Source organism: Peribacillus sp. YIM B13477, from assembly GCF_042787955.1.
GTDB lineage: Bacteria > Bacillota > Bacilli > Bacillales > DSM-1321 > Peribacillus > Peribacillus frigoritolerans.
Genome location: NZ_JBHZPD010000004.1, coordinates 72,782 through 94,832, shown reverse-complemented (window position 1 = coordinate 94,832; position 22,051 = coordinate 72,782). Strand labels below are relative to the sequence as shown.

Below are 22,051 nucleotides of genomic sequence, written 5' to 3'. Positions count from 1 at the left end.
CATACACCTTCTAGATGTACTATACCCGTAATACACCTAAGCTGTCAACAACCAATTCCAAAAAAATGAAAACCCCGAATGCGCAGTGCAGACGGGGTTTTTCATTGGAGATGCTAAAATCTCATTGAAACAGATGATGAAGCAGCCGATCTTTATCTTCAAAAAACTGTTTCATTAACAAATAGTGATTGGACTCCTCTAACGTCACCTCACTCATTCCCTCATCTGAAATTTGGAGGATTTTAGCATCCGGGTAGGCCATGATGATAGGGGAATGGGTGGAAATGATGAATTGGGATCCTTGTTGAACAAGCTCATTTATCCTGGCCAGCATCGATATTTGTCTCAATGGGGACAAAGCAGCTTCAGGCTCATCGAGGATATACAATCCATCGCCTTGAAATCGTTCTACAAAAGCAGAAAAAAACGATTCCCCATGAGATTGCTGGTGTAGCGATTTTCCACCGAAGGAATCGATGATTTTCGACCCAAACGATGACTCCCTGTCCAATTCCTCTATATTCGTAGCTAAATTATAAAAGGTTTCCGCCCTAAAGAAAAAATGATCCTTCGGTTTGTATACGCCTTTTTTCAAACGGAGGTATTCGTCCAAATTGGAATGTGAATCATAATTGGAAAAATTGAAATTCAACGTTCCTCCTTCTGGATTGAAGCCATACGCAATCGCAATACCTTCAAGCAAGGTGGACTTCCCCATTCCATTTTCCCCGATGACATAGGTAACACTGGGATGAAAAGCAACTTCCTGAAGGTGCCTGATAACCGGAAGATCAAGAGGGAAATGGTCATACGAAGATATTCGGTCTCTATTGAGGTAGATGCCCCTGATATACTGTGAATCATAATCTAGTTTCATTTGTTATCACCCTTCTGCAGAAAATGTATTTAGAGCCATTCCATTAAGACTGCAACAATCCAATGCGCCATTGGTTGTTCAAATTGATAGATTGATAATGTTTAATACTAAATGACCGCCCACTTTGGATGCAATTCAATTAAACTTACTGAAATGCGCTGGGTTGAATCTTTCACTCCCGATTCTTTTATCAATGCAGGCAATTCCTTATCCCAAACCGTTGATGTGAATCTTCATTGTCCCATAATGATGCGGCCAGATATCTGCCGTTTTGCCTTTTACCGAATGCGCCTGACAGCATGCCCGGTATCATCCCCCTGTTCCCTGCGTCTTTTAGCACCTGCTCAAAACCGGCTCGTTTAACATTTTCAACAGAACATTCAGCCACTTGAAGTAATTTTCCCTTATCAACAAAACCCGTAATGTCCGTTGTTCCTATATTGGATATGCTCTCGAATATATCGACAGAAATATTTGTATACGTACTTCCCTGGTCACTCTTGGCGAAAATTTCATCATGCTGATGCTGCATGAAACGTCGATAACAAAGGAGATCTTTCCAAACGGAGAGAATGCCTGCTTCACAGGGTTCATTTCTATTCCACCCTCCGATTTGACCGATGAAGCCAGAACAATGGCGCAACTGTCCCCATCCCTCTTGTGCTTTTGAAAATGAACGCTTGTTTTCCTCATTCACTTGGCATTTAATCCACTTCATTAACATGATGATCACCACGCTTCGCCCAATGTTTCGCTTTTTCATCGACCTTTTTGATAAAATCATTTTTCCCGTTTACATATCCTTTAATATGATCTGGGAATTCCTCTGCCAAGCGCTGCTTCAGCCTACTATACTCTTCTGCTTCATCAGGGTGTGCCCGCAAATAATCCCGAAAAGCGAGGTGTCGGGCAATTTCTTCATGTCCTTTTTGAAACATATGAATATGGTGCGTCCTCTCATCCCCGCCTTTTCGAAAAAACCGTCGTCCAGCGATTCCGTTCTCCCCCTTGGCATCATACCCGATCTCTTCCATCTCTTTATTAAAGTCAGCGACACATTCCACATCTTTCACCACTGCCAAAATATCTATTACAGGCTTGGCATGGATGGCCGGAATGGCCGTACTGCCAATATGGTATACATTCATCATTTCAGGCCCGAAAATATCCTGTAATTTTTGGCATTCATCATGAAATAGCTTGGACCATTCTTTCTTATATGGTACGACCTCGACCTTTCTCATGAAAGCCTCCCTGATAGGAATTCGTGTTTACATTCCGTTTTACTATTTCCTTATTTTAACACCAATGTGCATGCATCACAAAAAAGCAGCCGGGATAATAACCCCAGTTGCTTTTTGGATAACGCTTACATTTCATTTGTTTTATTTCGCTTTTTGTATGGAAGCCACATTTTGATCTTTCCCCCCAACCCCATGAAGGATGTACTTCCAATATGCTCAACACAAAGGGAATCGTTCTTTAAAACCTCCAATATCTCCCGCGGAAAGCGAGTGCCTGTATTGGAAATCGACGTTCATTGTACAAGTCCTAGTTAAACTGTAGACAAAAGGATTTCGCCTAAAGTTTAGAAACAAATTGAAGATTGGAACGAAAGGTGCGAGACTCCTGCGGGGAAAGCGCGTCTAGGGAGACCCCGCAGGCGCAAGCCGAGGAGGCTCCCTGACCGCCCGCGGAAAGCGAGTGCCTGTAGTGGAAATCGACGTTCATTGTACAAGTCCTAGTTAAACTGTAAGCCACCGGATTGGCGGTTATTTCAAATTCTTAAATCCGTATTTTTCAAAGATTTTCATGGAGGCTTCCGTTTGGAGATAGTCATAGAATAGCTTGGCTTCCTTGGCATGATCCAGGTTATTGATCATTCCCACGGGATATATGATCGGATCATGTAAATCTCCCTGGGCTGCTGCAATGATCTCAACTTTTGATGAGTTGAGCGCATCCGTTTTATAAACGAGGCCTGCGTCCACATTTCCCGTTTCCACATATGTAAGCACTTGCCGCACATCCTTGGCATATACCAATCGATCTTCCATCTCTTTGAAAAGGTTCATGTTTTCCAAAGTTTGTTTCGCATATTGCCCTGCCGGTACAGACTCTGGAGTGCCAATCGAAATTTTATCGGCCTTTGTGAGGTCTTCCAGTGACCCGATTTCCTTTTTGGAATCCTTTGGCACCACCAGCACCAGGTCATTGCCGACTAAATCGATTCCATTCTTCTCTTCAATAAGATCTTCCTCTATTAATTTATCAAATTTATCTTCTGCTGCTGAGAAAAACAGGTCAACAGGTGCGCCTTGGGATATCTGTTGCTGAAGAGCTCCAGAGGCCCCAAAGTTATAATGAACTTCCACATTTGCATGCTCTTTTTCAAAAGACTTCTTTATATCATTCAAGGCATCTTGCAAACTTACAGCTGCGGAAACCGTCAATTCCACTTTTCCTCCGGCTTGCGGCTTCATTTCCGTTTCATCACTTGAACACCCTGCCCCCGCCATCACAAGCATCATCATCAAAAAAATCATAAGGTATGTTTTTTTCAAAGTCACACTTCCTTCCGACCTTTCATTATAGGAAGGCTGCTAATTCAGCAGCCTTCCGTATCCATTCTTCCTTTTAGGCTCACCAGCGGGAACACCATGCATTTAGCTATAAAGAAGTTTGGGCTGTCGGGCTAGATAGGAAGGCGTACCATTTTGATTAAGATCAAGGATCAATTTCATGACCTCCACTATTCCCTCGGGTTTCTCCAACTCTATTTCCTTATGATAGGACTCTATGGATGTGTTCCATTTTTTCATTTTTTTCTGATCCTTCAATATACTCAGCAATTGTTTTTCAAAAGGGGTTTTCTGATTAAGTTTAAATACAAGGCCTTGCTGTTTTAGATACTGCAGATTGATTTCCTCCTGCCCCGGAAGCCTGGAATGAACAAAGATCGGAAGCCTTTTTCGCAATGATTCACTGATCGTGACACCGCCCGGTTTCGTAACGATTGCGTCAACTTCTTCATAAAGTTTATTCATTTCAGACCTTGATGAGATATAGGGCAATGGTTTGATATGAGGTAAGTTCCATGTATTGATTTCTTCATAAAGCTTGTTGTTATTTCCGCAAAGAACTAAATAATCAAAGTCGGTTGAATTCTTTAACTCATCACCTAAGTTCAAAATCCCTCCCAGACCGCTATTTCCTCCGGATATCAAAATTTTTGGCCGTTCTGTGTTTCTTTGGACACGGGCATTTTTTGTGATTTCCTCGTGCACGGGAATGCCAGTGACCATCATCGTTTGTTTTGGTATTTGACGCTTACTCATCAGCTTTTCTTTCACTTCTTGACTAGGAAGAAAATGGGCATCTATCCCTTCGCTTCCCCACACATTATTAATAAAATAGTCCGTGTACACGTTTATTACCGGTGTGCTGCACTTTCCTTTCATCTTTAACTGACTCAAAAGATATGAAGGGAAACCGTGTGTACACACAATTAAATCAGGCTTTTCTTCCGCTATCAATCGTTCCATCTTATTCATGAATAATTGCTGATACCATTTACATACACTTTCCTTTGGCGAGTGAACATAAAACAGGTTCTTGTAGGCAAGATTATAGGTTTCCGGCGCATAACGGATCCATGTCAGATAACTATTTGCAATGAATTTTTCTAGAGAGGTATTGGTATAACTGATTAGATCGATTTTTTTATAAGCAATCCCATTCGAATGCTTTTTTAACATATCCATCAATGCCTCTGCAACTTGATGATGTCCCGACTGCATTCGAAAGAGAGGTAAAAACAAAATCTTCTTCATATGTGTCATCTCCTAAGAAATCATTCTGAAAATACAAAATATATAGTTCATGATATCTTCCTCTTACAATATCGTTGAACAAATTCCTTAAATCGATTTTTTATTTCCGACGTTTTATAATAAGGAGCCGACTCAACTTTTGGATCTTTGTTTTCTCTTTTTAATGTATTTGATAGTAACATAGAGTACAAAAATAACTAAAAATACAACACCTAAATATGGAACATATTTGGGATTAACATTAAAAGCATCCCCCACATAATAACCGGCCACTATAAAAGGGACGGTCCATAGTATAGTGCCTAATAGGGAAAAGAGGAAGTATTTCCGAAAGGGTATAGAAGAGATTCCTGCAAAATATGGACTAATTTGCCTCATCCCCGGAATATAAAATCCCAATACTAACGTTTTTCGTGCATTATCCGTATAGTTTCTCTTTGCTTTCTCCCAGCGTTCAGCCGTAATCCCAATGAATCTTCCATATTTATTTATAAATGGATACCCCACATATTTTCCGCATGCATAAGCTGCAAGCATTCCGATAAAGGCGCCGAGAATTGCACACAGCATCGCTAAACCCATAGAGAGCTTACCTTGGACAACCAGCACCCCAATTAGAAATAGAAGTGATTCTTCTGGAGCAGGCACTCCCACGATGCCGAAGAATAAAAAAAGAAAAATGATCAGGTATCCATATGAATCAATAAAATGTATAAGCGTATCTATATCCATAATACCCCCAGAATTAGTTATAAGTCTTTTAAAGAAATAAAGTGTGTTCCTTTTTCCTTACTCTCCTGCAGGTAAATTTTTAACATTTCAATCATATAGCCTGGTGCCTCTTTATCCGCTCCCAATGTTTCACCACAGTCATGAAGCAATAGGATGGAACCTTCTGTTGAAGTGCTTCGAAGCTGATCAAGCAGAGTATTTTTGCAATGTTCGACTTTCCAATCCCCAAAGATGCCGGACCACATAATCACTTTATATTTCCTACTGAACAGTGGGGTGAACATATTGAAATGGCCCCATGGCGGTCTATAAAATATCACCTTTTCATTCGTGCATTCCGTTATCGCCTTTTCAGTCATTTCCAACTGTTTTCGCAGATGAATTGGTGATAGGACCCAACTTGAAACATGATGAAAATGATGGATACCTATCGTATGTCCCTCTTCATGCATTCTTTTAATAATCCCTGGATTACTTTTCACTTTACTGCCCACAACAAAAAATGTGGCCTTTATCTCATATTCCTTTAAAAGATCAAGTAATTTTATCGTATATTCAGGGTTTGGGCCATCATCGAAAGTTAGCGCAATCCCATTATTCGAATGTATTTTTTTGGTTATTCCCAAGCTGCATACACGAATTAGCACCGTTGGGATAATAGTATAAAATATTAATAGCAATAATAAAATAATAAAACTAATCAGCCATATATGCATCACACAAAACTATCCTCTCATTATTGATATTACCAATACTGTTCCTTTCCCTATATCATAATCTTTTACTACAATGCAGCAAATGTTATAGTATTCAGGTAATTCATTATAAAACCTCACTAACAATTTAGCATTTTTTTTTCATTATTTTCACTTATCATTATTTTTTTATTTTTGTAAAGGTTGAAGGACATTAGTTCTATTACTGCAATGTCTGCAGTTTTTTTCTTTGAAAACCGTTCCGGTTAATTCCAGAAACCCGCTCCCTTTCCGCCGACTGCCTGCCGAGCCTCCTCGGCACAAGTGCCTGTGGGGTCTCGGCTAGCCAGTTATTCGGCAGGAGTCTCGCAAATTTCTTCCATCCTTTTAGGATTACTGTAATAAACTCTGAAGATCCCCTATCTTAAGCTTGCTTCGGGATATGTCCGAGCCTTCAGTTTTTTCATGAAATTACATTCCAGTTGATTTCAAAAATCCGCTCCCTTTCCGCCGACTGTCTGCCAAGCCTCCTCGGCGCAAGCGCCTGTGGGGTCTCGGCTAGCCAGTTATTCGGCAGGAGTCTCGCAAATTTCTTCCATCATTTAAGGGGGACTGTAAAAACATGAAGGTACCCCTAGCTTAATCTTGCTTCGGGATGTGTCCGAGCCTTCAGTTTTTTCTTGAAATTACATTCCAGTTGATTCCAGAAATCCGCTCCCTTTCCGCCGACTGTCTGCCAAGCCTCCTCGCCGGTAAACGGCTGTGGGGTCTCGGCTAGCCAGTTATTCGGCAGGAGTGTCGCACATTTCTTCCATCCTTTAAGGATTACTGTAAAAACATGAAGGATAAACTAGTTTACTTTTAAAATCCTGGTTCGGGGCGAGAGCAATTCGAAACTCCTTTTGCCGGAAAATTGATGGAACCGCCAGACTGTAGACGAATTGGAGAAGAAGAGCCAGTTTCCCTACAATATCTCTAAAAAAAGAAGTTCCAGCTGATTGGAACGTAAGGTACGAGACTCCTGCGGGAAAAGCGTGGCCAAGGGAGACCCCGCAGGCGAACGCCGAGGAGGCTCCCCGGACCGCCCGCGGAAAGCGAGTGCCTGGAGTGGAAATCATTACACATACCCACTTCCGGAAATCCGTTCCCTTCCCCCGACTGTCTGCCAAGCCTCTTCACCGTAAGCGGCTGTGAAGTCTTGGCTAGCCAGTTATTCGGCAGAAGTGTCGCTCATTTCTTCCATCTAAAAAGGATTACTGTAAAAACATGAAGGATAAACTAGTTTACTTTTAAAATCTTGGTTCGGGGCGAGAGCAATTCGAAACTCCTTTTGCCGGAAAATTGATGGAACCGCCAGACTGTAGACGAATTGGAGAAGAAGAGCCAGTTTCCCTACAATATCTCTAAAAAAAGAAGTTCCAGCTGATTGGAACGTAAGGTACGAGACTCCTGCGGGAAAAGCGTGGCCAAGGGAGACCCCGCAGGCGAACGCCGAGGAGGCTCCCCGGACCGCCCGCGGAAAGCGAGTGCCTGGAGTGGAAATCATTACACATACCCACTTTCGGAAATCCGTTCCCTTCCCCCGACTGCCTGCCAAGCCTCCTCGCCGGTAAACGGCTGTGGGGTCTCGACTAGCCAGTTATTCGGCAGGAGTCTCGCACATTTCTTCCATCCTTTAAGGATTACTGTAAAAACATGAAGGATAAACTAGTTTACTTTTAAAATCCTGGTTCGGGGCAAGGGCAATTCGAAACTCCTTTTGCCGGAAAATTGATGGAACCGCCAGACTGTAGACGAATTGGAGAAGAAGAGCCAGTTTCCCTACAATATCTCTAAAAAAAGAAGTTCCAGCTGATTGGAACGTAAGGTACGAGACTCCTGCGGGAAAAGCGTGGCCAAGGGAGACCCCGCAGGCGAACGCCGAGGAGGCTCCCCGGACCGCCCGCGGAAAGCGAGTGCCTGGAGTGGAAATCATTACACATACCCACTTTCGGAAATCCGCTCCCTTTCCCCCGACTGCCTGCCGAGCCTCCTCGGCACAAGCGCCTGCGGGGGCTCGGCTACCCAGTTATTCGGCAGTAGTCCCGCAAATTTCTTCCATCCTTTAAGGATTACTGTAAAAAACTCTGAAGGATAAACTAGTTATGTTTAAGATTATGGTTCGGGGTGGGACCAAACCACCCTTTTAATCGACAAACTGAAAAAAAACACCCTAAGGGTGTTTTTTTAGTTTCTCTCAATAATCTTCTTTATCAATTAAAGGGCACATTCTTCAATTTCAAATCCCAGATCTTCAATGATTCCCCAATCCGCTGTGGGTTCTTGACCAGCTGTCGTTAAATAGTCGCCGACGAAGATGGAATTGGCTGCATAAAGTGCCATGGGCTGCATGGAACGGAGATTGACCTCCCGGCCCCCGGCCAGTCGGATTTCTTTACTAGGATTAACGAATCTCATCATCGAAATCAATTTCAGGCATTTAGTGGGGGTCAGCTCGGAAGTTCCCTCTAGCGGCGTTCCGTCAATTGCATTGAGAAAATTACAAGGAATGGAATCTGCATCAAGGCTGCGTAAGGATAGAGCGACTTCCACCGCTTCCGCCTCAGATTCGCCCATACCGAAAATGGCTCCAGAGCATGGGGACATTCCGGCTTCTTTCACAGCTTCCACTGTATCTACCCGGTCTTCATATGTATGTGTCGATGTAATTTTACTGTAGTTTTCCTGTGATGTATTCAAGTTGTGGTTATAGCGATGAACGCCTGCTTCCGCTAGTTTACCGGCATGTTCCTCATTCAGGAAACCTAAACAGCAGCAGATTTTAAGATCCGTCGTTTCGCGGATTTCTTTTACCGCTTCAATGACATGATCGATTTCCCTGTTGGTCGGACGACGGCCAGAAGCAACAATGCAATAAGTACCCGCTTTTCGGCGAATTGATTCTTGCGCTCCCTCGACAATCTTTTCTTTAGTCAGCCAAGCATATTTATCGATCGGGGCTTCCGACACGATCGACTGCGAGCAGTAGCCGCAATCTTCGGGACATAATCCTGATTTCGTATTGATGATCATATTCAATTTTACCTTTTTCCCATAATGATGTTTACGTATGAGATAGGCTGCATTCAGAATTTCCAAAACCTCTTCGTCTGGGGCTTGGACGATGGATAATGCCTCTTCCTCCGTCACTTTATATCCTTTGATAACGTTCTCCGCTAACATCTTCCAATCCCTTACCAATGTTTCCAAACCTATCCCTCTTTTCTTTTATTTTGTGCCGAATCGCCATTCCTTGAAAAAGAACATATCCGGTTCTCCGCACATAAAACGGAAGATATCCAGTAAAAGACCCGCTTCCTGCAACCTGCTGCTCCAGCCGCGGGTTTACCTAAACCACTTTTCCCTCCAACCAACCGGTTGCATGTGCACCATCAGACTTAATGGGCAATTAACATTTAGCAGTATCAATGGAGCGATAATATTTGTTAACTTAAAATACAACAAGTTAACATATCGTTAGAATAATAACATACATACAAAATATTATTCAATGGCCTTTTTTCAATATTTTCCTAGTTGTCCTTTAAATCCTAAGAAAACTGGCACTTTATATGTTAACCAAACAACAAATTAGTTGACATATAAAATAGGAATCAGGCAAACTAATAGTGGGCATTCTGCCAGCACTTTCAAAAAAAGGGGGTTAAAAACTTGACAGCAAGGACGATTTCTTATGTGGCCCTTTTTACCGCGTTAACTGCCATTGGCGCCTTTATTAAGATACCTATCCCTTACATACCATTCACGCTGCAAATTCTGGCAGTCTATTTGGCAGGCGCATTGTTGGGGCCCCGGCTTGGAATGCTCAGTCAGTTATGCTACGTCTTGATCGGACTTATCGGGGTGCCCGTGTTTGCTGAAGGCGGGGGATTCGGCTATATATTCAAACCCACTTTCGGCTATTTGCTCGGATATATACTGGGAGCCTATGTAAATGGATGGCTGATCAACCGGTTTTCCCTCTCCACGATTCGTTCCATATTCTTTGCTAATGCCGCCACTTTGCTGACCGTTTACCTTTTCGGCTGCATCTGGCTGTATGGTGCGATGAAGTGGATTGTGGAAACGCCGATTTCCATCAGCCAAACGATTCTATACGGCTTCTTGTTACCTGTACCAGGTGATTTAATGCTATGCATTCTATGTGCTGTCATCATTCAGCAAGTACGCCCGCGCATTGCAAGATATATAAACGTAAAGGAGCTGAATCATCCATGGGCCAAGCCTACTTTATAACCGGAACTGGCACGGATATTGGAAAGACCATCGTCACGAGTGCACTCTATCTGTCTCTTCAAACATTGGGAAAAAGCGTCACGATATTCAAACCATTTCAAACTGGAATCAATGAGGAAAATCATACATACCCGGATATATCTTGGTTTGAGCAGGAACTCGGTGTAAAGGAATCGGGGTTTTACACACTGGAACCCGAAACCTCCCCACATTTGGCGATTAAATTGACCGGCAGTCTCATCGATGAGAAGAAAGTCGTGGAAAGGGTTCATGAACTTGAGGAAATGTATGACATCGTATTAGTCGAGGGCGCTGGAGGATTGGCTGTGCCGCTTATTGAACGAACGGAAGGTTTCTATATGACGGCCGATTTCATAAGGGATTGCGGGATGCCTGTCCTCTTCGTATCCACAAGCGGTTTAGGGGCGATTCATGATGTCGTGACGACCCATTCTTATGCCCAAGTCCATGATATAAACGTGAAAACCATTTTGTATAATCATTACCGGGCAGAAGATCGGATTCACCAAGACAATATCGAAACCATTGAAAAGCTGACTGGGCTGAATGGCCTCGCCTGCATCCCGACACTGGCCGATGTTAGAAAAGACTTGAGGATCTGCATCCTTGATTTGCTTGGTGATCAAGAATATACCCAACAACTGAAAGAGGTGTTCGAAGCATGAACAGTCAGGATTTAGAACAATGGGATAAGGAATATGTATGGCATCCGTTCACACAAATGAAAACGTATCGAGAAAGTAAACCGCTTATCATCGAACGCGGCGAAGGCAGCTACCTGATTGATGTGGATGGCAAACGCTACCTCGATGGCTATGCTTCATTATGGGTGAATGTTCACGGGCATAACGAGCCGGAATTAAACGGCGCCCTAATTGAGCAAGTGAATAAAGTCGCGCACTCGACGCTGCTCGGATCTGCGAATGTACCATCGATCTTACTGGCGAAAAAACTGGCAGAGATCACTCCTGGTTCTTTATCAAAAGTCTTTTACTCCGACACGGGATCAGCCGCTGTGGAAATCGCCCTTAAAGTCGCTTATCAATATTGGCAGAATATCGATCCCGTCAAGCATCGGAATAAAAACAAATTCGTCTCCCTTGACGAAGCATACCACGGCGATACTGTCGGTGCCGTGAGTGTGGGCGGAATGGATCTATTCCATAGAATCTTTAAGCCCCTCTTATTTCAACGGATTTCAGCCCCTTCACCATATGCCTATCACATGACTGAATATGGAGATCCAGAAGCCGTGAAAAACCATTGCTTGAAGGAACTGGAGAAGTTACTGCAGAAACAATCCGAGGAAATTGCAGGATTGATCATCGAGCCGCTCGTGCAGGGAGCAGCAGGCATCATAACCCATCCCCAGGGCTTTTTGAAAGAGGTCGAACAATTATGCAAAAAGTTCAATATCCTCTTAATTTGTGACGAGGTGGCCGTAGGATTCGGCCGCACCGGTACGATGTTTGCCTGCGAACAGGAAGACGTCGTACCCGATATCATGTGTATGGGTAAAGGAATCACTGGGGGATATATGCCACTCGCCGCCACCATCATGAACGAGCAGATCTTTCAATCCTTCCTGGGGGAACGGGAAGAACATAAAACCTTCTATCATGGTCACACCTATACAGGAAATCAGCTTGCCTGTGCCCTGGCCCTGAAGAATATCGAGCTAATGGAAAGCCGCAATCTCATTAAAGACATCCAGGAAAAATCAAAATACCTATCACAAAGACTGCAAGCGCTATACGAACTTCCGATAGTCGGCGATATCCGCCAGCGCGGCTTCATGATTGGAGTGGAAATCGTTAAAGACCGCCAAACAAAAGAAACGTTCACCCTCCAAGAGAATGTCGTTTCCGGAATCATCCATACAGCCCGGGAAAATGGCCTGATCATCCGGGAACTCGGTCCAGTCATCACGATGATGCCGATCCTTTCCATGTCAGAAAAGGAACTCGATTTCATGGTCGAAACCGTCTACCGCGCCATTCAGGAAGTCTCCATTCATAAAGGATTGATTCCAGCAGCAAACTGATTCAAAAAGATGTGGAATTAAAAAGGGCACCTCAATGAGATGCCCTTTTTTCGCTTGAATTTTGGATGAAATCACCTATTCAAACAAAGGGATTTCCGGCGGCATCCCGGCTTCAGGCAAGAAATAAATGAAAATGGTGAAACAAATGATAAGCAAGGAAAAGATGAATGCAATAAACGAAATGCCCAAGAGAAATTTCTTACCTGCTAAATATAAGCTGATCACCAGACTTGCCAACCCAATGATCAAATAAATGGTTGCCCCAACATAGGAATTCAACTTTGGGGTAATCCCGGTGATGAAAAGCAGCACGAAGGTCATTTGCATGGATAAGCATATTCCAAGTAAACGTTTCATTTTTACCTCCTGTCTATTTGAAAAGTTGAGTTAGATATTTAAATATAAAACTCACCCTATCAGCCTCTTCATGAACCATAGATAGCTAAGTGGTTCCTACTTGGAAGATTCACATAGAATATAGTTCTAAAATTTTTTGTATCGGTAACTTATTCGCATGACTCAGATCAACAAAAAAAGGTAGTTGCCACTTTTGAGTCGTTATTGCCTGTTTACTAGTTGGATTATCCCAAATAGGATAAATCCTTATTGCCATTTTCCCTTTTACATTTTGCGTTTTAAGGATATTTTGTTTTGCGAGAATTTCTTTCGGGAAAATAAATTGCCCAAAATGGTCATTACTCATTGAGGTATTGATGACCAATAAATCAGGAGAATTTTCATATGCAAAGGGTTGATTTTTATCATTTTCGTCCTTTTCCCAAAACACAACAAACTGTCCCACTTTATTGGGTGTTATTTTTGCGACTCTAAATCGAACCGATTTTGCATTTAAGTGAAATGTTCCAGCTCCGTATTCTGAATTTTGATATTCTTCTTGGATTGATTTTACAGACAGATTATTAGGTTCATAAACAATTTTGTTTACAAGAGTTAAAGCTCTATAAAATTCATTCATTTCGCTACTCCTATTTACTTTGGAATGAAGCTTCATTGGTTTTTTTAGCATGAACTATGAGGCTGCTAAAACATCATATCAATTTTTTGGTAAAAGTGGTATGTAATCAATCTGGCACGGTCACAAAATCATTGTAATAAAAAAGATGACCCCGTTAATTCGGAGGTCATCTTTTTTAATGCGTTAGCGAATGCCTTTCATGTAACCTTGAATCTTTGGTGATAAGGCCATCAGGGCCAGTCCAAGGACGATTGAAGCAACACCGATCACTCCAAAATAAGCCATTTCGGTTTGAGGTGTGTAGAATCTAACGATTTGTGCGTTCAGTGCTTGTGCTGCTGCACTTGCCAGGAACCACAGGCTCATTGTTTGTGCCGAGAATGCAGCTGGAGCCAATTTAGTAGTGGCAGAAAGTCCAACTGGCGATAAGCAAAGCTCTCCAAGTACTACAAGGAAATAGCTTAGTACAAGCCATAGTGGATTGACTAATGCGTCTGATCCACCGAAATAAACAGGAAGCAGGATAACCAGGAATGATAAACCGGCGAACAATAAACCTATTGAGAATTTTTGAGGAATGGTCGGCTGACGCTTTCCTAGTTTAATCCATAACCATGCGAATACTGGTGCAAGGGTAATGATGAACAAAGGGTTCAAAGATTGGAACCATGCTGGGTTTATTTCTATTCCAGCAAAATTCAACTGTGTCCTTTTGTCTGCATAGTTTGCCAATATTGTTGCACCTTGCTCTTGAATCGCCCAGAACATGACGGCTGCTATAAACAAAGGAATATAGGCAATCAAGCGTGAACGTTCAACAGAAGTTGTTTTAGGGCTGCGATACATGAAAATGAAATATAGGGTCGGAATAACGATTCCTAGGATACCTACAAGATTAATGAAGGTTTCAATCGTTAAGATGCCTGCAGAAGCAGTGATGCCGATTATGGCAGCAATGATAAGTGCAGCTATCCCCAATTTAGTGAATACTTTTTTCTTTTCATTCTGTGATAATGGGTTAGCAGGAAGAGTTCCAGCAAGGCCCAGGTTCTTTTTCTTTGTTGCAACAAAGACGATAAGTCCAATTAACATACCAATTGCGGCTATACCAAACCCAAGGTGGAAGCTGTAGTTCATGACTGAACCAACAATGAGTGGTGAAAGGAATGCACCCATGTTGATACCCATATAAAATATACTGAAACCGGAATCCCGGCGTTCGTCGTTTTCCGCGTAAATTTCACCGACAATGCTGGAAACATTCGGTTTTAATAAACCAGTACCTAGAACAATGAGTACCATGGAAACAAAAAACATGGAGAGATTGCCTGGTACAGCAAGGACAATATGCCCGAGCATGATCAAGATACCACCGTATAATACGGCTTTTGAGGTCCCGAAAATCCTATCGGCAAGCCATCCACCAATTATACCGGACATATAAACTAAAGATCCGTAAATGGATACAAGGGAAAGGGCTGTGGTTTCATCAAGTCCTAGTCCCCCTTTAGAAACTTCATAATACATATAGTAAACAAGAATGGCTCTCATGCCATAATAGGAGAAACGCTCCCAGAACTCAGTAAAGAAAAGGGTGAATAATCCTTTAGGGTTTCCAAAAAAACCTTTTTGAGGTACACTATCCACAATTTTCTGTTTATTTATCGTTGCCATACCTAGCCCTCCTTTTATTATTGTATAATAACTTTAAATTTCACTATTGTAAACAAATATTTAGTATATTTAAATAATTAATTTCAAAATAAATAGAAGTGGGCTTTCCACCATACAAGCAAAAGTCCGGATTCCGCACTAAAAAACAGTCCATATAATCTAATAGAAAGCGGCCATCAATGATATATTACCCTAACTTCATCCATGGTATTACGCTTGATATCACTTTGGTTGCCATGTACTTATTAACGAGAAAAGGAAATGATGAATTTTGAAATATCCCCACCACAACCGTTATATTCACCGTATAATAGATATAAAAAAAGAGGAGGCACCATAATGTTCGGGATCATAACCGTGGTGATGATTTTTTCCATCCCCATACTCGGAATACTGACAAGCCATTTCGAAAAACAGTCAAAAACCAAACACAAGATGCTGCAAGTTGAACTGGAGCTTGAAAAACTTAAACATGAAAACTTCCTTATGGAGACGGAAAAAATGAGGCTGGAACTGGACCAGATGAAATTCGAACAAAAAAGAGACGAACCAAGGTTACTGTAAGTAAGTAACGTTGTTCGTCTTTTTTGTGCCGTTTTAAAAACCTTCCGCCCGTCATAAGAATTGGCTCTTTTCGTAAAAATTGTTGTTTTAAACGAAACTATTTAATGTTGATTGGAGCGGAAGTGCGAGACTCCTGCGGGAGCAGCGGGACAGGTGAGACCCCACAGGCGTTTACGCCGAGGAGGCTCGCCGCCCGCCCCGCGGAAAGCGAGCATCTGGAGGGGAAATAAACCACACCTCACTACTTGGTAAATAGCAACAAAGTATGTGAAAACAGCCTAAGAATTACAATAGGACCGTTTTAATGGATATATTGATCGCCAACAAGAAGGTCTGACAGCACCTTTGTCGGAATGATGAACTCGACGGCCCCCATGTACCCCGGCGCAGCTTCATAGCTGTTAAAGGCGATGACTAGCTTGCCACCTTCATTTATATAAAAGTTTTGGTTTTCATCGATGCCTTTAAAAGCAGTAAAATCATCATCTTCCACCCAATATATCTTTTCCGGATCTTCAGCCATCTGCCGCTTCATCTGTTCCTTGATGTTCTCGCTGATCACCTGAAGATAGCGATCATCTTTAAATAAGCTATTTAGCGTTAACAGCACTTCGTTTTTCTTGTCGACTGTATCGAATTGACTTTCTGTAGAACTGGAAGCAGAAATCGTATCCGTATAACGCTGTACGGATACGATCGTTTCATTATCCGTCAATATCACATATCCGCTTTCCACCGAGATATTGCCCTTTTCCCCTTCCTTCAGTTTTGACATGGAATCCGTGAATTCCTTATAAAGCTGCTTGCTTTCCGATAAGTATTTATCATTCAAGCTATCTTCGAGCTGTTTATTCTCGAGACCGGATATTGCAGGCGTTTTGATTACTGCCGAAGAATTATTCGCTTCTTCTTTCCATTCGACGAAGGTAATCACTTTGATGACCTTCTCGACTATCGGTATATCACTCATGGCTTTCGCCGCTGCCGGACTGATGTTTACGGAAGCTGTCAAGATCAGGAGAGCTGCTGCCGCTGACACGAGGATATTCCTGCCAATCCTCGGCTTTTTCCTTGGCTTTTCAATCAAGGCTGCTTGAACGAAATCATTCAATTCCTTTGGTATCGGTATTTTAAGATATTCTTCCCGCAGATCTTTTAATTTTTTTTCCATCTTTTCGTTTCCTCCCTTTCAGTCATGTTGATCCGCAATAGTTGCAGCGCTTTATATAATCTCGTTTTAATCGTGCTTACGTTTTCTTCCAGCACTTCCGCTATCTCGTCCAGCTTCAGGTCCTCAAAGAAACGGAGGACGACTACCGTTTTGTACTTGACTGAAAGTCCTTCCAGGGCCTTTTGCAAATCCAGGTCAGGATAGTGATCCTCCTCACCGCGGCGCAAGTATTCTATTGTTTCATCATCGGCGACGGTCAGTTTCTTTTTCTTCCGCAAAACATCCAGTGCCGTTCGTACAGTGATCTTATATAACCAACTATCTATAGAAGCGGCGTCTTTGATTTTGCTGCTGGAGGCTAGCGCTTTCCTGATTGATTCCTGCACGATATCCAGGGCATCCTCTTGGTTTTTGACATAGTAAAAAGCAAGTCTGTACAAATTCTCTTGCCTTTCGGTTATCCGGGCCGCGATTAATTGATTCATTTCTGGGTTTTTCATTACATGTTAGAGCTCCTTACATTTAAATTACGTATCCTGGGTACAAAGAATAGACGTTGGTGCAGCCATAAAAGTTTGAAAATGAGCAAGAAAAGATATAAATATAAAAAAATGAAATTTTTTACAAACTTTTAAGGCTTTTGGCGCGTCTATATAGTAGAATGATTATCGAGGTGGAATGCATCATGAGGAAATTAAATTATAAAAAAGTCTTTATTTTTCTATTTTGTCTAACAGCTGCTGTAGGAACGATGGGGTTAGCCATTAAAAGCCTTGCTTTTGATAAGAAGAGAACCGTTTCGGCCTATACAACTGATAAAAATTACCCAGAAGCCGATATTCAAACGTATGTGAAAGATAATACGAAAGGCGGGTATTCAGCCAGCAGGCCCGTTCTGCATTTAGAAAATATCGACAAGCAGCTAGAAGCCTACATAAAGAAAGAAATTAAGGATTATGAAAAGAAATGGAAAGCATCCGACGGAAAAGCTTCCGAGCTTAACCTCACCTATACGATCCTCCATTTCAGCAAACAGACCATTACGATTTCCTTCGATAAATATGAGCAAGTGGAAGGAAAGAAGCAGTCTGGAACCCAGATCTTCACTTATGATATTCCATCTCAGCAAAAGCTCTCCATAGAAGACATCTTTGCCACGGATACTGATTATTTATCCGTTTTATCCGATATTGTTTTTGAAGAGTTAACGCAGAAGGAAGAAGAAGGCATTTCAAACAGTCTCATTAAAAAGGAAAACAAACTGAAGGCAGCCAACTTCAATTCTTTTTCAGTCTTGAAAAATACACTCGTTTTCTACGTTAAGACTGATGATTCAACTAAGACCCATACAATAGCCATCAATAAGGATCTTTTTAAAGATAGTTTGCTAGATTCATATCAAAGTCAAGATTTGAATGAGGATCGTGTAAAGGAATGGCAGCCAAAACATATCGTCGCCAAACTGCCCGTGCAAAATGAATGGATCGACCCTTCAAAAAAGGTCATTGCCTTGACGTTCGATGACGGGCCGCATCCAAGTCATACACTGTCCATCCTGGAAGACCTGAAAAAATATGATGGTCACGCGACGTTTTTCGTACTTGGAAGCCGCGTACAGCACTATCCGGAAGTTCTGCAAAAAATGCTGCAGGAAGGAAATGAGATCGGCAACCATTCATGGGATCATCCGCAGCTGACGCGCTTAAGCAAGAACAAAATCGAAGATCAAATCGAAAAGACCCAAGACGCTGTAAAAAAAGCTACAGGTACTGAGCCAAATCTCGTCCGTCCCCCATATGGGGCGATTAACCATAATGTGCGGGAATACATGGAGGATATGAAAGTCTCACTTTGGGATGTCGATCCAGAGGATTGGAAAGAACGCAATGAAAAAAAAATCGTAAACAAAGTGATGAGCAAAGCCAAAGATGGCAGAGTCATATTAATGCATGATATCTATCAAACTAGCGCCCAGGCTGCAGGAAAAATCATTAAACAACTGCATGACCAAGATTATCAACTTGTCACTATTTCAGAATTGGAAAAGGTAAAGAAAGACCGTGAACTTTCCGGAATCACCATAAGTGAATAATAAAAGGAAAGAGCCTGTTTCGTGTTTCGGAACAGGTTCTTTCCTTTCAAATGAAATAAGCAGACCCTTGATCATATAGCAAAGGCCTGCTCATTTTATCATTCACCAAGTTCTACATTATGATAAACTTGTTGAACATCTTCCAGATCTTCCAATGCATCAATCATTTTTTCAAATTGTGCTTGTGCATCTTCCGGAAGGGTTAGGTCATTTTGTGCAAGCATCGTCAGCTCCGCCACTGTAAAATCGCTGATTCCTGCATCCTTGAATGCTTGTTGTACAGCATGGAATTGTTCAGGCTCGGCATAAACGATGACACTTTCTTCTTCTTCAATGATGTCTCGTACATCAACATCCGCTTCCATTAACAGTTCAAGAACTTCATCAGCCGTTTTACCTTCAATCCCGATGACAGCCGTTGCATCGAACATATAGGCAACAGATCCGCTGACACCCATATTCCCGCCATTTTTCCCAAATGCGGCACGTACATCGGATGCCGTCCGGTTCACGTTGTTTGTCAATGCATCCACGATGACCATTGAACCATTTGGACCGAATCCTTCATAACGAAGTTCGTCATAGTTTTCTTCCGAACCGCCTTTGGCTTTTTCAATCGCACGGTCAATGATCGCTCTTGGAACATTGTACGTTTTCGCACGCTCAAGTACGACCCTTAATGCCTGATTGGATTCTGGATCTGGTTCGCCTTGTTTTGCCACTACATATATTTCCCGTCCGAACTTAGCATAAATCCGACTAGTATTAGCATCTTTTGACGCTTTTTTTTCTTTAATGTTATTCCACTTACGACCCATTATATTCCACTCTCTTTCATCATTGATATATACGAATAGATAATTAAGATACGGCCCTATGAGAAAACCCACAAGGGGAATTCCTTTGAAGATAGGCTATACGTTTACTAGATTATATTATACATCAATTGTATAATTTTGAAAAAGTCCTGCACATCCCTCACTGGCATTTATCGGTACTTTGCGCCATTTTTCATGAAATGCTATGGAAAACATCAGTAGTGGTATAGTATGAAGTGATTGGAAAGGAGAGATGATCCATGAAGGACAACCAAATCATCATCGGGATACCCGGTAAATGGAAGGACCGGACAGAATTGATTCAAACGGTTGCTTCCCAAAGCGAAGGGTATCTATTAGCCGGGAATGTTTTTCATAACAGTGATAAGAACATTACGTTTCAGGCGGAGATCCATGATTATGAACCCACTTTGAAAGAGAGCTTTTCTTACGCCAGTAAAGACGCCTTTTCAGAGAATGCATTAGAGGAAATCAATGACCATACCTTTACCGTTTATATAATAGCCGATGTATCCGATACCGGAACCGTTATCGATTTGATCGATGCCGGGGCGGCGATCCTCAAGGCAGGCGGAATGGCAGTGAAAATAGAAACGGCGGGAATTGCCCATTCAAAGGAAGATTGGCAGCATCTTCATCATAGCCCGGATATTCTCTCGGTATATGCCCATTTTGTCACGATCATCGGAGAGGAAGACTATTATTGTTCTTTCGGAATGAAGGCCTTTGGTCTTCCGGATGCCGTGACACTTAACACAATGAGTCCGAAAGAGGCGGCTGCCCTGCTTAACACATTTAATTATTACCATGTAGGTGAACGGCCTCTCTTTAAGAATGGCGAAACCTTTAGCATTCAGCAAGATGCACCCGACTTTATATTGACGGGCCTTCAAGACTTTAGATATGAAGAAGAACATCCCTTCTACAACCCGTTTGGTTTATGGAATTTAGGGACAAGTAAATAGGGGAGCGATCCGCTCCCCCCAGACTGCAGGCAAATAAAGCGAGTGCCTGCAGTTTTTTTATTTTATAAGTATTCCAGTCGATTTCAGAAATCCGCTCCCTTTCCGCCGACTGTCTGCCAAGCCTCCTCGGCTCAAGCGCCTGTGGGGTCTCGGCTAGCCAGCTTTTCGGCAGGAGTGTCGCCATTTTCTTCCATCCAATAACGTATTCATAAAACAATAAAAATACATATAAAGCGAGTGCCTGCAGTTTTTTTATTTTATAAGTATTCCAGTCGATTTCAGAAATCCGCTCCCTTTCCGCCGACTGTCTGCCAAGCCTCCTCGGCTCAAGCGCCTGTGGGGTCTTGGCTAGCCAGCTTTTCGGCAGGAGTGTCGCAATTTTCTTCCATCCAATAACGGATTCATAAAACAATAAAAAAACATATAAAGCGAGTGCCTGGAGAGGAAATCAACGACCTAGTCTTAATGATCGTCAAATGAGACCATCCGAACTTCCTTTTTTAGACACTAGGGGCTCAACCGAGTTTTTCACGCTTTTCTTCTTCATGTTCCTTCTTCACGAGGGACATGCCGCTCGCTTGGTATTTGAGGATCTTTTGTATGACCGTGCCAAGATGCGCTCCAGCTTCAACAGGGGGGATCCCTCCTTTATGGATGTTGGAAATGACCATCCTCTCCGCTTCAATGGTGCCCAAACGTGGTTTATAGCAAATGTAAGCGCTCAATGATTCAGCACTGACAAGACCGGGCCGTTCACCGATCAACAGGACAATGACCTCAGGTCCAAGGATTTCACCGATATCATCCATCACGGCAACTCGGCCCTTTTCAATATAAAATGGTGTACCCGTATCCAGACCTGCCACTGCCAAAGATTGTTTGAAAGATAAATAGACGTCCTCGACATTTTCTTCGATTGCCTTGGCACTTAAGCCATCGGAAATGATGATTTGAACCGTTGGAGCCTTTATGCATTTGGCATCTATCACCCTTTTTGCTTCATCCGAAAGCTTCCTGCCATAATCCGGACGCCGTAAATAGACTTCCTTATCATCGGCCTTCGTTTTCACCTTGAATAAATCCAAGCGCTTCAAAAGAATATCACTGACTTCACCATATACAGCATCGACTGCCGCTGCATGGTCAAAACGGAATTTCAGCCACGAATCCGTTTTCGGCCGGGTCCCTGACCTGCCTACCCCTATCCGCGCAGGGGTTTTCGCTATCATGGCATCCAAATCTTCCTTATTATTCATTCCCATATCATCCACT

Annotated in this window: 22 protein-coding genes and 1 pseudogene; 7 read left to right on the top strand and 16 right to left on the bottom strand. The window is 42.4% G+C overall.

The window, feature by feature from the left end; all coding sequences use genetic code 11:
- Positions 1-121: 121 nt before the first annotated feature.
- The 7 genes from ACFX4H_RS14350 to ACFX4H_RS14320 form a co-directional block, all read right to left on the bottom strand.
- The gene (locus ACFX4H_RS14350) at positions 122-877 is read right to left on the bottom strand and encodes an AAA family ATPase (protein ID WP_336865135.1); all 756 of its coding nucleotides are present in this window, start codon (positions 875-877) and stop codon (positions 122-124) included.
- Between the two features lie 190 nt (positions 878-1,067).
- Positions 1,068-1,595 (bottom strand): YdbC family protein, encoded by a 528-nt coding sequence (locus ACFX4H_RS14345; protein ID WP_377435681.1) that lies wholly within the window; start codon positions 1,593-1,595, stop codon positions 1,068-1,070.
- On the bottom strand, positions 1,582-2,121 hold the full coding sequence (locus tag ACFX4H_RS14340; RefSeq protein WP_377435680.1) for a GrpB family protein: 540 nt from the start codon (positions 2,119-2,121) through the stop codon (positions 1,582-1,584). Before ACFX4H_RS14340 ends, ACFX4H_RS14345 begins: the two co-directional genes overlap by 14 nt.
- Before the next feature lie 528 nt (positions 2,122-2,649).
- The gene (gene modA, locus ACFX4H_RS14335; protein ID WP_377435679.1) at positions 2,650-3,441 is read right to left on the bottom strand and encodes a molybdate ABC transporter substrate-binding protein; all 792 of its coding nucleotides are present in this window, start codon (positions 3,439-3,441) and stop codon (positions 2,650-2,652) included.
- A gap of 102 nt (positions 3,442-3,543) precedes the next feature.
- On the bottom strand, positions 3,544-4,710 hold the full coding sequence (locus tag ACFX4H_RS14330) for an MGDG synthase family glycosyltransferase (RefSeq protein ID WP_052137369.1): 1,167 nt from the start codon (positions 4,708-4,710) through the stop codon (positions 3,544-3,546).
- A gap of 132 nt (positions 4,711-4,842) precedes the next feature.
- Entirely contained in the window at positions 4,843-5,442 is a 600-nt protein-coding gene (locus ACFX4H_RS14325; protein WP_034310668.1) for a DedA family protein, read from the bottom strand.
- Between the two features lie 17 nt (positions 5,443-5,459).
- Positions 5,460-6,158: a polysaccharide deacetylase family protein gene (locus tag ACFX4H_RS14320; protein WP_377435807.1), complete on the bottom strand. Its 699-nt coding sequence runs from the start codon at positions 6,156-6,158 to the stop codon at positions 5,460-5,462.
- A 977-nt stretch (positions 6,159-7,135) separates the two neighbouring features.
- On the opposite strand from ACFX4H_RS14320, the gene ACFX4H_RS14315 reads away from it, so the two are divergent.
- Positions 7,136-7,321 carry a hypothetical protein gene (locus ACFX4H_RS14315; protein ID WP_377435678.1) on the top strand — a complete coding sequence of 62 codons (186 nt, stop codon included), beginning with the start codon at positions 7,136-7,138 and terminating at the stop codon, positions 7,319-7,321.
- A 1,072-nt stretch (positions 7,322-8,393) separates the two neighbouring features.
- On the opposite strand, the gene bioB is transcribed toward ACFX4H_RS14315, so the two are convergent.
- The gene (bioB, locus tag ACFX4H_RS14310) at positions 8,394-9,359 is read right to left on the bottom strand and encodes a biotin synthase BioB (RefSeq protein WP_218013321.1); all 966 of its coding nucleotides are present in this window, start codon (positions 9,357-9,359) and stop codon (positions 8,394-8,396) included.
- Between the two features lie 489 nt (positions 9,360-9,848).
- Here bioB and ACFX4H_RS14305 point away from each other — a divergent pair, with 489 nt between their 5' ends.
- Genes ACFX4H_RS14305 through bioA form a run of 3 tightly spaced genes read left to right on the top strand, consistent with a single transcriptional unit; the run spans position 9,849 to position 12,498 of the window.
- On the top strand, positions 9,849-10,433 hold the full coding sequence (locus ACFX4H_RS14305) for a biotin transporter BioY (RefSeq protein WP_377435677.1): 585 nt from the start codon (positions 9,849-9,851) through the stop codon (positions 10,431-10,433).
- Entirely contained in the window at positions 10,412-11,119 is a 708-nt protein-coding gene (gene bioD, locus ACFX4H_RS14300) for a dethiobiotin synthase (protein WP_053536598.1), read from the top strand. The genes ACFX4H_RS14305 and bioD overlap by 22 nt, the downstream gene beginning before the upstream one ends.
- Positions 11,116-12,498, top strand: a complete 1,383-nt coding sequence (bioA, locus tag ACFX4H_RS14295; protein WP_377435676.1) for an adenosylmethionine--8-amino-7-oxononanoate transaminase — start codon at positions 11,116-11,118, stop codon at positions 12,496-12,498. Before bioD ends, bioA begins: the two co-directional genes overlap by 4 nt.
- Positions 12,499-12,573: 75 nt before the next feature.
- Here bioA and ACFX4H_RS14290 read toward each other — a convergent pair whose 3' ends face one another.
- The 3 genes from ACFX4H_RS14290 to ACFX4H_RS14280 form a co-directional block, all read right to left on the bottom strand.
- A complete protein-coding gene (locus tag ACFX4H_RS14290) occupies positions 12,574-12,855 on the bottom strand; it encodes a hypothetical protein (protein WP_241637380.1) in 282 nt (93 codons plus the stop codon).
- 109 nt (positions 12,856-12,964) lie between these two features.
- Entirely contained in the window at positions 12,965-13,474 is a 510-nt protein-coding gene (locus ACFX4H_RS14285; protein WP_241637379.1) for a MepB family protein, read from the bottom strand.
- 183 nt (positions 13,475-13,657) lie between these two features.
- Positions 13,658-15,148 (bottom strand): peptide MFS transporter, encoded by a 1,491-nt coding sequence (locus ACFX4H_RS14280; protein WP_034310643.1) that lies wholly within the window; start codon positions 15,146-15,148, stop codon positions 13,658-13,660.
- Between the two features lie 339 nt (positions 15,149-15,487).
- On the opposite strand from ACFX4H_RS14280, the gene ACFX4H_RS14275 reads away from it, so the two are divergent.
- On the top strand, positions 15,488-15,712 hold the full coding sequence (locus ACFX4H_RS14275; RefSeq protein ID WP_063589875.1) for a hypothetical protein: 225 nt from the start codon (positions 15,488-15,490) through the stop codon (positions 15,710-15,712).
- A gap of 301 nt (positions 15,713-16,013) precedes the next feature.
- Here the strand turns inward: ACFX4H_RS14275 and rsiV are convergent, their stop codons facing one another.
- The gene (rsiV, locus tag ACFX4H_RS14270; RefSeq protein WP_377435675.1) at positions 16,014-16,883 is read right to left on the bottom strand and encodes an anti-sigma-V factor RsiV; all 870 of its coding nucleotides are present in this window, start codon (positions 16,881-16,883) and stop codon (positions 16,014-16,016) included.
- Entirely contained in the window at positions 16,868-17,383 is a 516-nt protein-coding gene (locus ACFX4H_RS14265; protein WP_106027609.1) for an RNA polymerase sigma factor SigV, read from the bottom strand. The genes rsiV and ACFX4H_RS14265 overlap by 16 nt, the downstream gene beginning before the upstream one ends.
- Before the next feature lie 185 nt (positions 17,384-17,568).
- Here ACFX4H_RS14265 and ACFX4H_RS14260 point away from each other — a divergent pair, with 185 nt between their 5' ends.
- On the top strand, positions 17,569-18,975 hold the full coding sequence (locus tag ACFX4H_RS14260; RefSeq protein WP_034310629.1) for a polysaccharide deacetylase family protein: 1,407 nt from the start codon (positions 17,569-17,571) through the stop codon (positions 18,973-18,975).
- Between the two features lie 98 nt (positions 18,976-19,073).
- Here ACFX4H_RS14260 and ACFX4H_RS14255 read toward each other — a convergent pair whose 3' ends face one another.
- On the bottom strand, positions 19,074-19,793 hold the full coding sequence (locus ACFX4H_RS14255) for a YebC/PmpR family DNA-binding transcriptional regulator (RefSeq protein ID WP_249598731.1): 720 nt from the start codon (positions 19,791-19,793) through the stop codon (positions 19,074-19,076).
- A 260-nt stretch (positions 19,794-20,053) separates the two neighbouring features.
- Between ACFX4H_RS14255 and ACFX4H_RS14250 the strand changes: the two genes are divergently transcribed.
- Positions 20,054-20,779: a DUF4261 domain-containing protein gene (locus ACFX4H_RS14250; protein WP_063589872.1), complete on the top strand. Its 726-nt coding sequence runs from the start codon at positions 20,054-20,056 to the stop codon at positions 20,777-20,779.
- Here ACFX4H_RS14250 and ACFX4H_RS14245 read toward each other — a convergent pair.
- Both ACFX4H_RS14245 and eutC read right to left on the bottom strand, forming a co-directional pair.
- On the bottom strand, positions 20,712-21,191 hold the full coding sequence (locus ACFX4H_RS14245; RefSeq protein ID WP_377435674.1) for a hypothetical protein: 480 nt from the start codon (positions 21,189-21,191) through the stop codon (positions 20,712-20,714). The two genes, ACFX4H_RS14250 and ACFX4H_RS14245, sit on opposite strands and share 68 nt — an antisense overlap.
- A gap of 103 nt (positions 21,192-21,294) precedes the next feature.
- A pseudogene (gene eutC / locus ACFX4H_RS14240) lies at positions 21,295-22,029 on the bottom strand (ethanolamine ammonia-lyase subunit EutC); the annotation flags it as partial.
- Positions 22,030-22,051 lie beyond the last annotated feature (22 nt).

Excerpts from the sequence above, each read along its gene's own strand:
- ACFX4H_RS14350 (WP_336865135.1), bottom strand. The coding sequence starts at position 877 with ATGAAACTAGATTATGATTCACAGTATATCAGGGGCATCTACCTCAAT.
- ACFX4H_RS14345 (WP_377435681.1), bottom strand. The coding sequence starts at position 1,595 with ATGAAGTGGATTAAATGCCAAGTGAATGAGGAAAACAAGCGTTCATTT.
- ACFX4H_RS14340 (WP_377435680.1), bottom strand. The coding sequence starts at position 2,121 with ATGAGAAAGGTCGAGGTCGTACCATATAAGAAAGAATGGTCCAAGCTA.
- ACFX4H_RS14330 (WP_052137369.1), bottom strand. The coding sequence starts at position 4,710 with ATGAAGAAGATTTTGTTTTTACCTCTCTTTCGAATGCAGTCGGGACAT.
- ACFX4H_RS14325 (WP_034310668.1), bottom strand. The coding sequence starts at position 5,442 with ATGGATATAGATACGCTTATACATTTTATTGATTCATATGGATACCTG.
- ACFX4H_RS14320 (WP_377435807.1), bottom strand. The coding sequence starts at position 6,158 with ATGCATATATGGCTGATTAGTTTTATTATTTTATTATTGCTATTAATA.
- bioB (WP_218013321.1), bottom strand. The coding sequence starts at position 9,359 with ATGTTAGCGGAGAACGTTATCAAAGGATATAAAGTGACGGAGGAAGAG.
- bioD (WP_053536598.1), top strand. The coding sequence starts at position 10,412 with ATGGGCCAAGCCTACTTTATAACCGGAACTGGCACGGATATTGGAAAG.
- bioA (WP_377435676.1), top strand. The coding sequence starts at position 11,116 with ATGAACAGTCAGGATTTAGAACAATGGGATAAGGAATATGTATGGCAT.
- ACFX4H_RS14290 (WP_241637380.1), bottom strand. The coding sequence starts at position 12,855 with ATGAAACGTTTACTTGGAATATGCTTATCCATGCAAATGACCTTCGTG.
- ACFX4H_RS14285 (WP_241637379.1), bottom strand. The coding sequence starts at position 13,474 with ATGAATGAATTTTATAGAGCTTTAACTCTTGTAAACAAAATTGTTTAT.
- ACFX4H_RS14280 (WP_034310643.1), bottom strand. The coding sequence starts at position 15,148 with ATGGCAACGATAAATAAACAGAAAATTGTGGATAGTGTACCTCAAAAA.
- ACFX4H_RS14275 (WP_063589875.1), top strand. The coding sequence starts at position 15,488 with ATGTTCGGGATCATAACCGTGGTGATGATTTTTTCCATCCCCATACTC.
- rsiV (WP_377435675.1), bottom strand. The coding sequence starts at position 16,883 with ATGGAAAAAAAATTAAAAGATCTGCGGGAAGAATATCTTAAAATACCG.
- ACFX4H_RS14265 (WP_106027609.1), bottom strand. The coding sequence starts at position 17,383 with ATGAAAAACCCAGAAATGAATCAATTAATCGCGGCCCGGATAACCGAA.
- ACFX4H_RS14260 (WP_034310629.1), top strand. The coding sequence starts at position 17,569 with ATGAGGAAATTAAATTATAAAAAAGTCTTTATTTTTCTATTTTGTCTA.
- ACFX4H_RS14255 (WP_249598731.1), bottom strand. The coding sequence starts at position 19,793 with ATGGGTCGTAAGTGGAATAACATTAAAGAAAAAAAAGCGTCAAAAGAT.
- ACFX4H_RS14250 (WP_063589872.1), top strand. The coding sequence starts at position 20,054 with ATGAAGGACAACCAAATCATCATCGGGATACCCGGTAAATGGAAGGAC.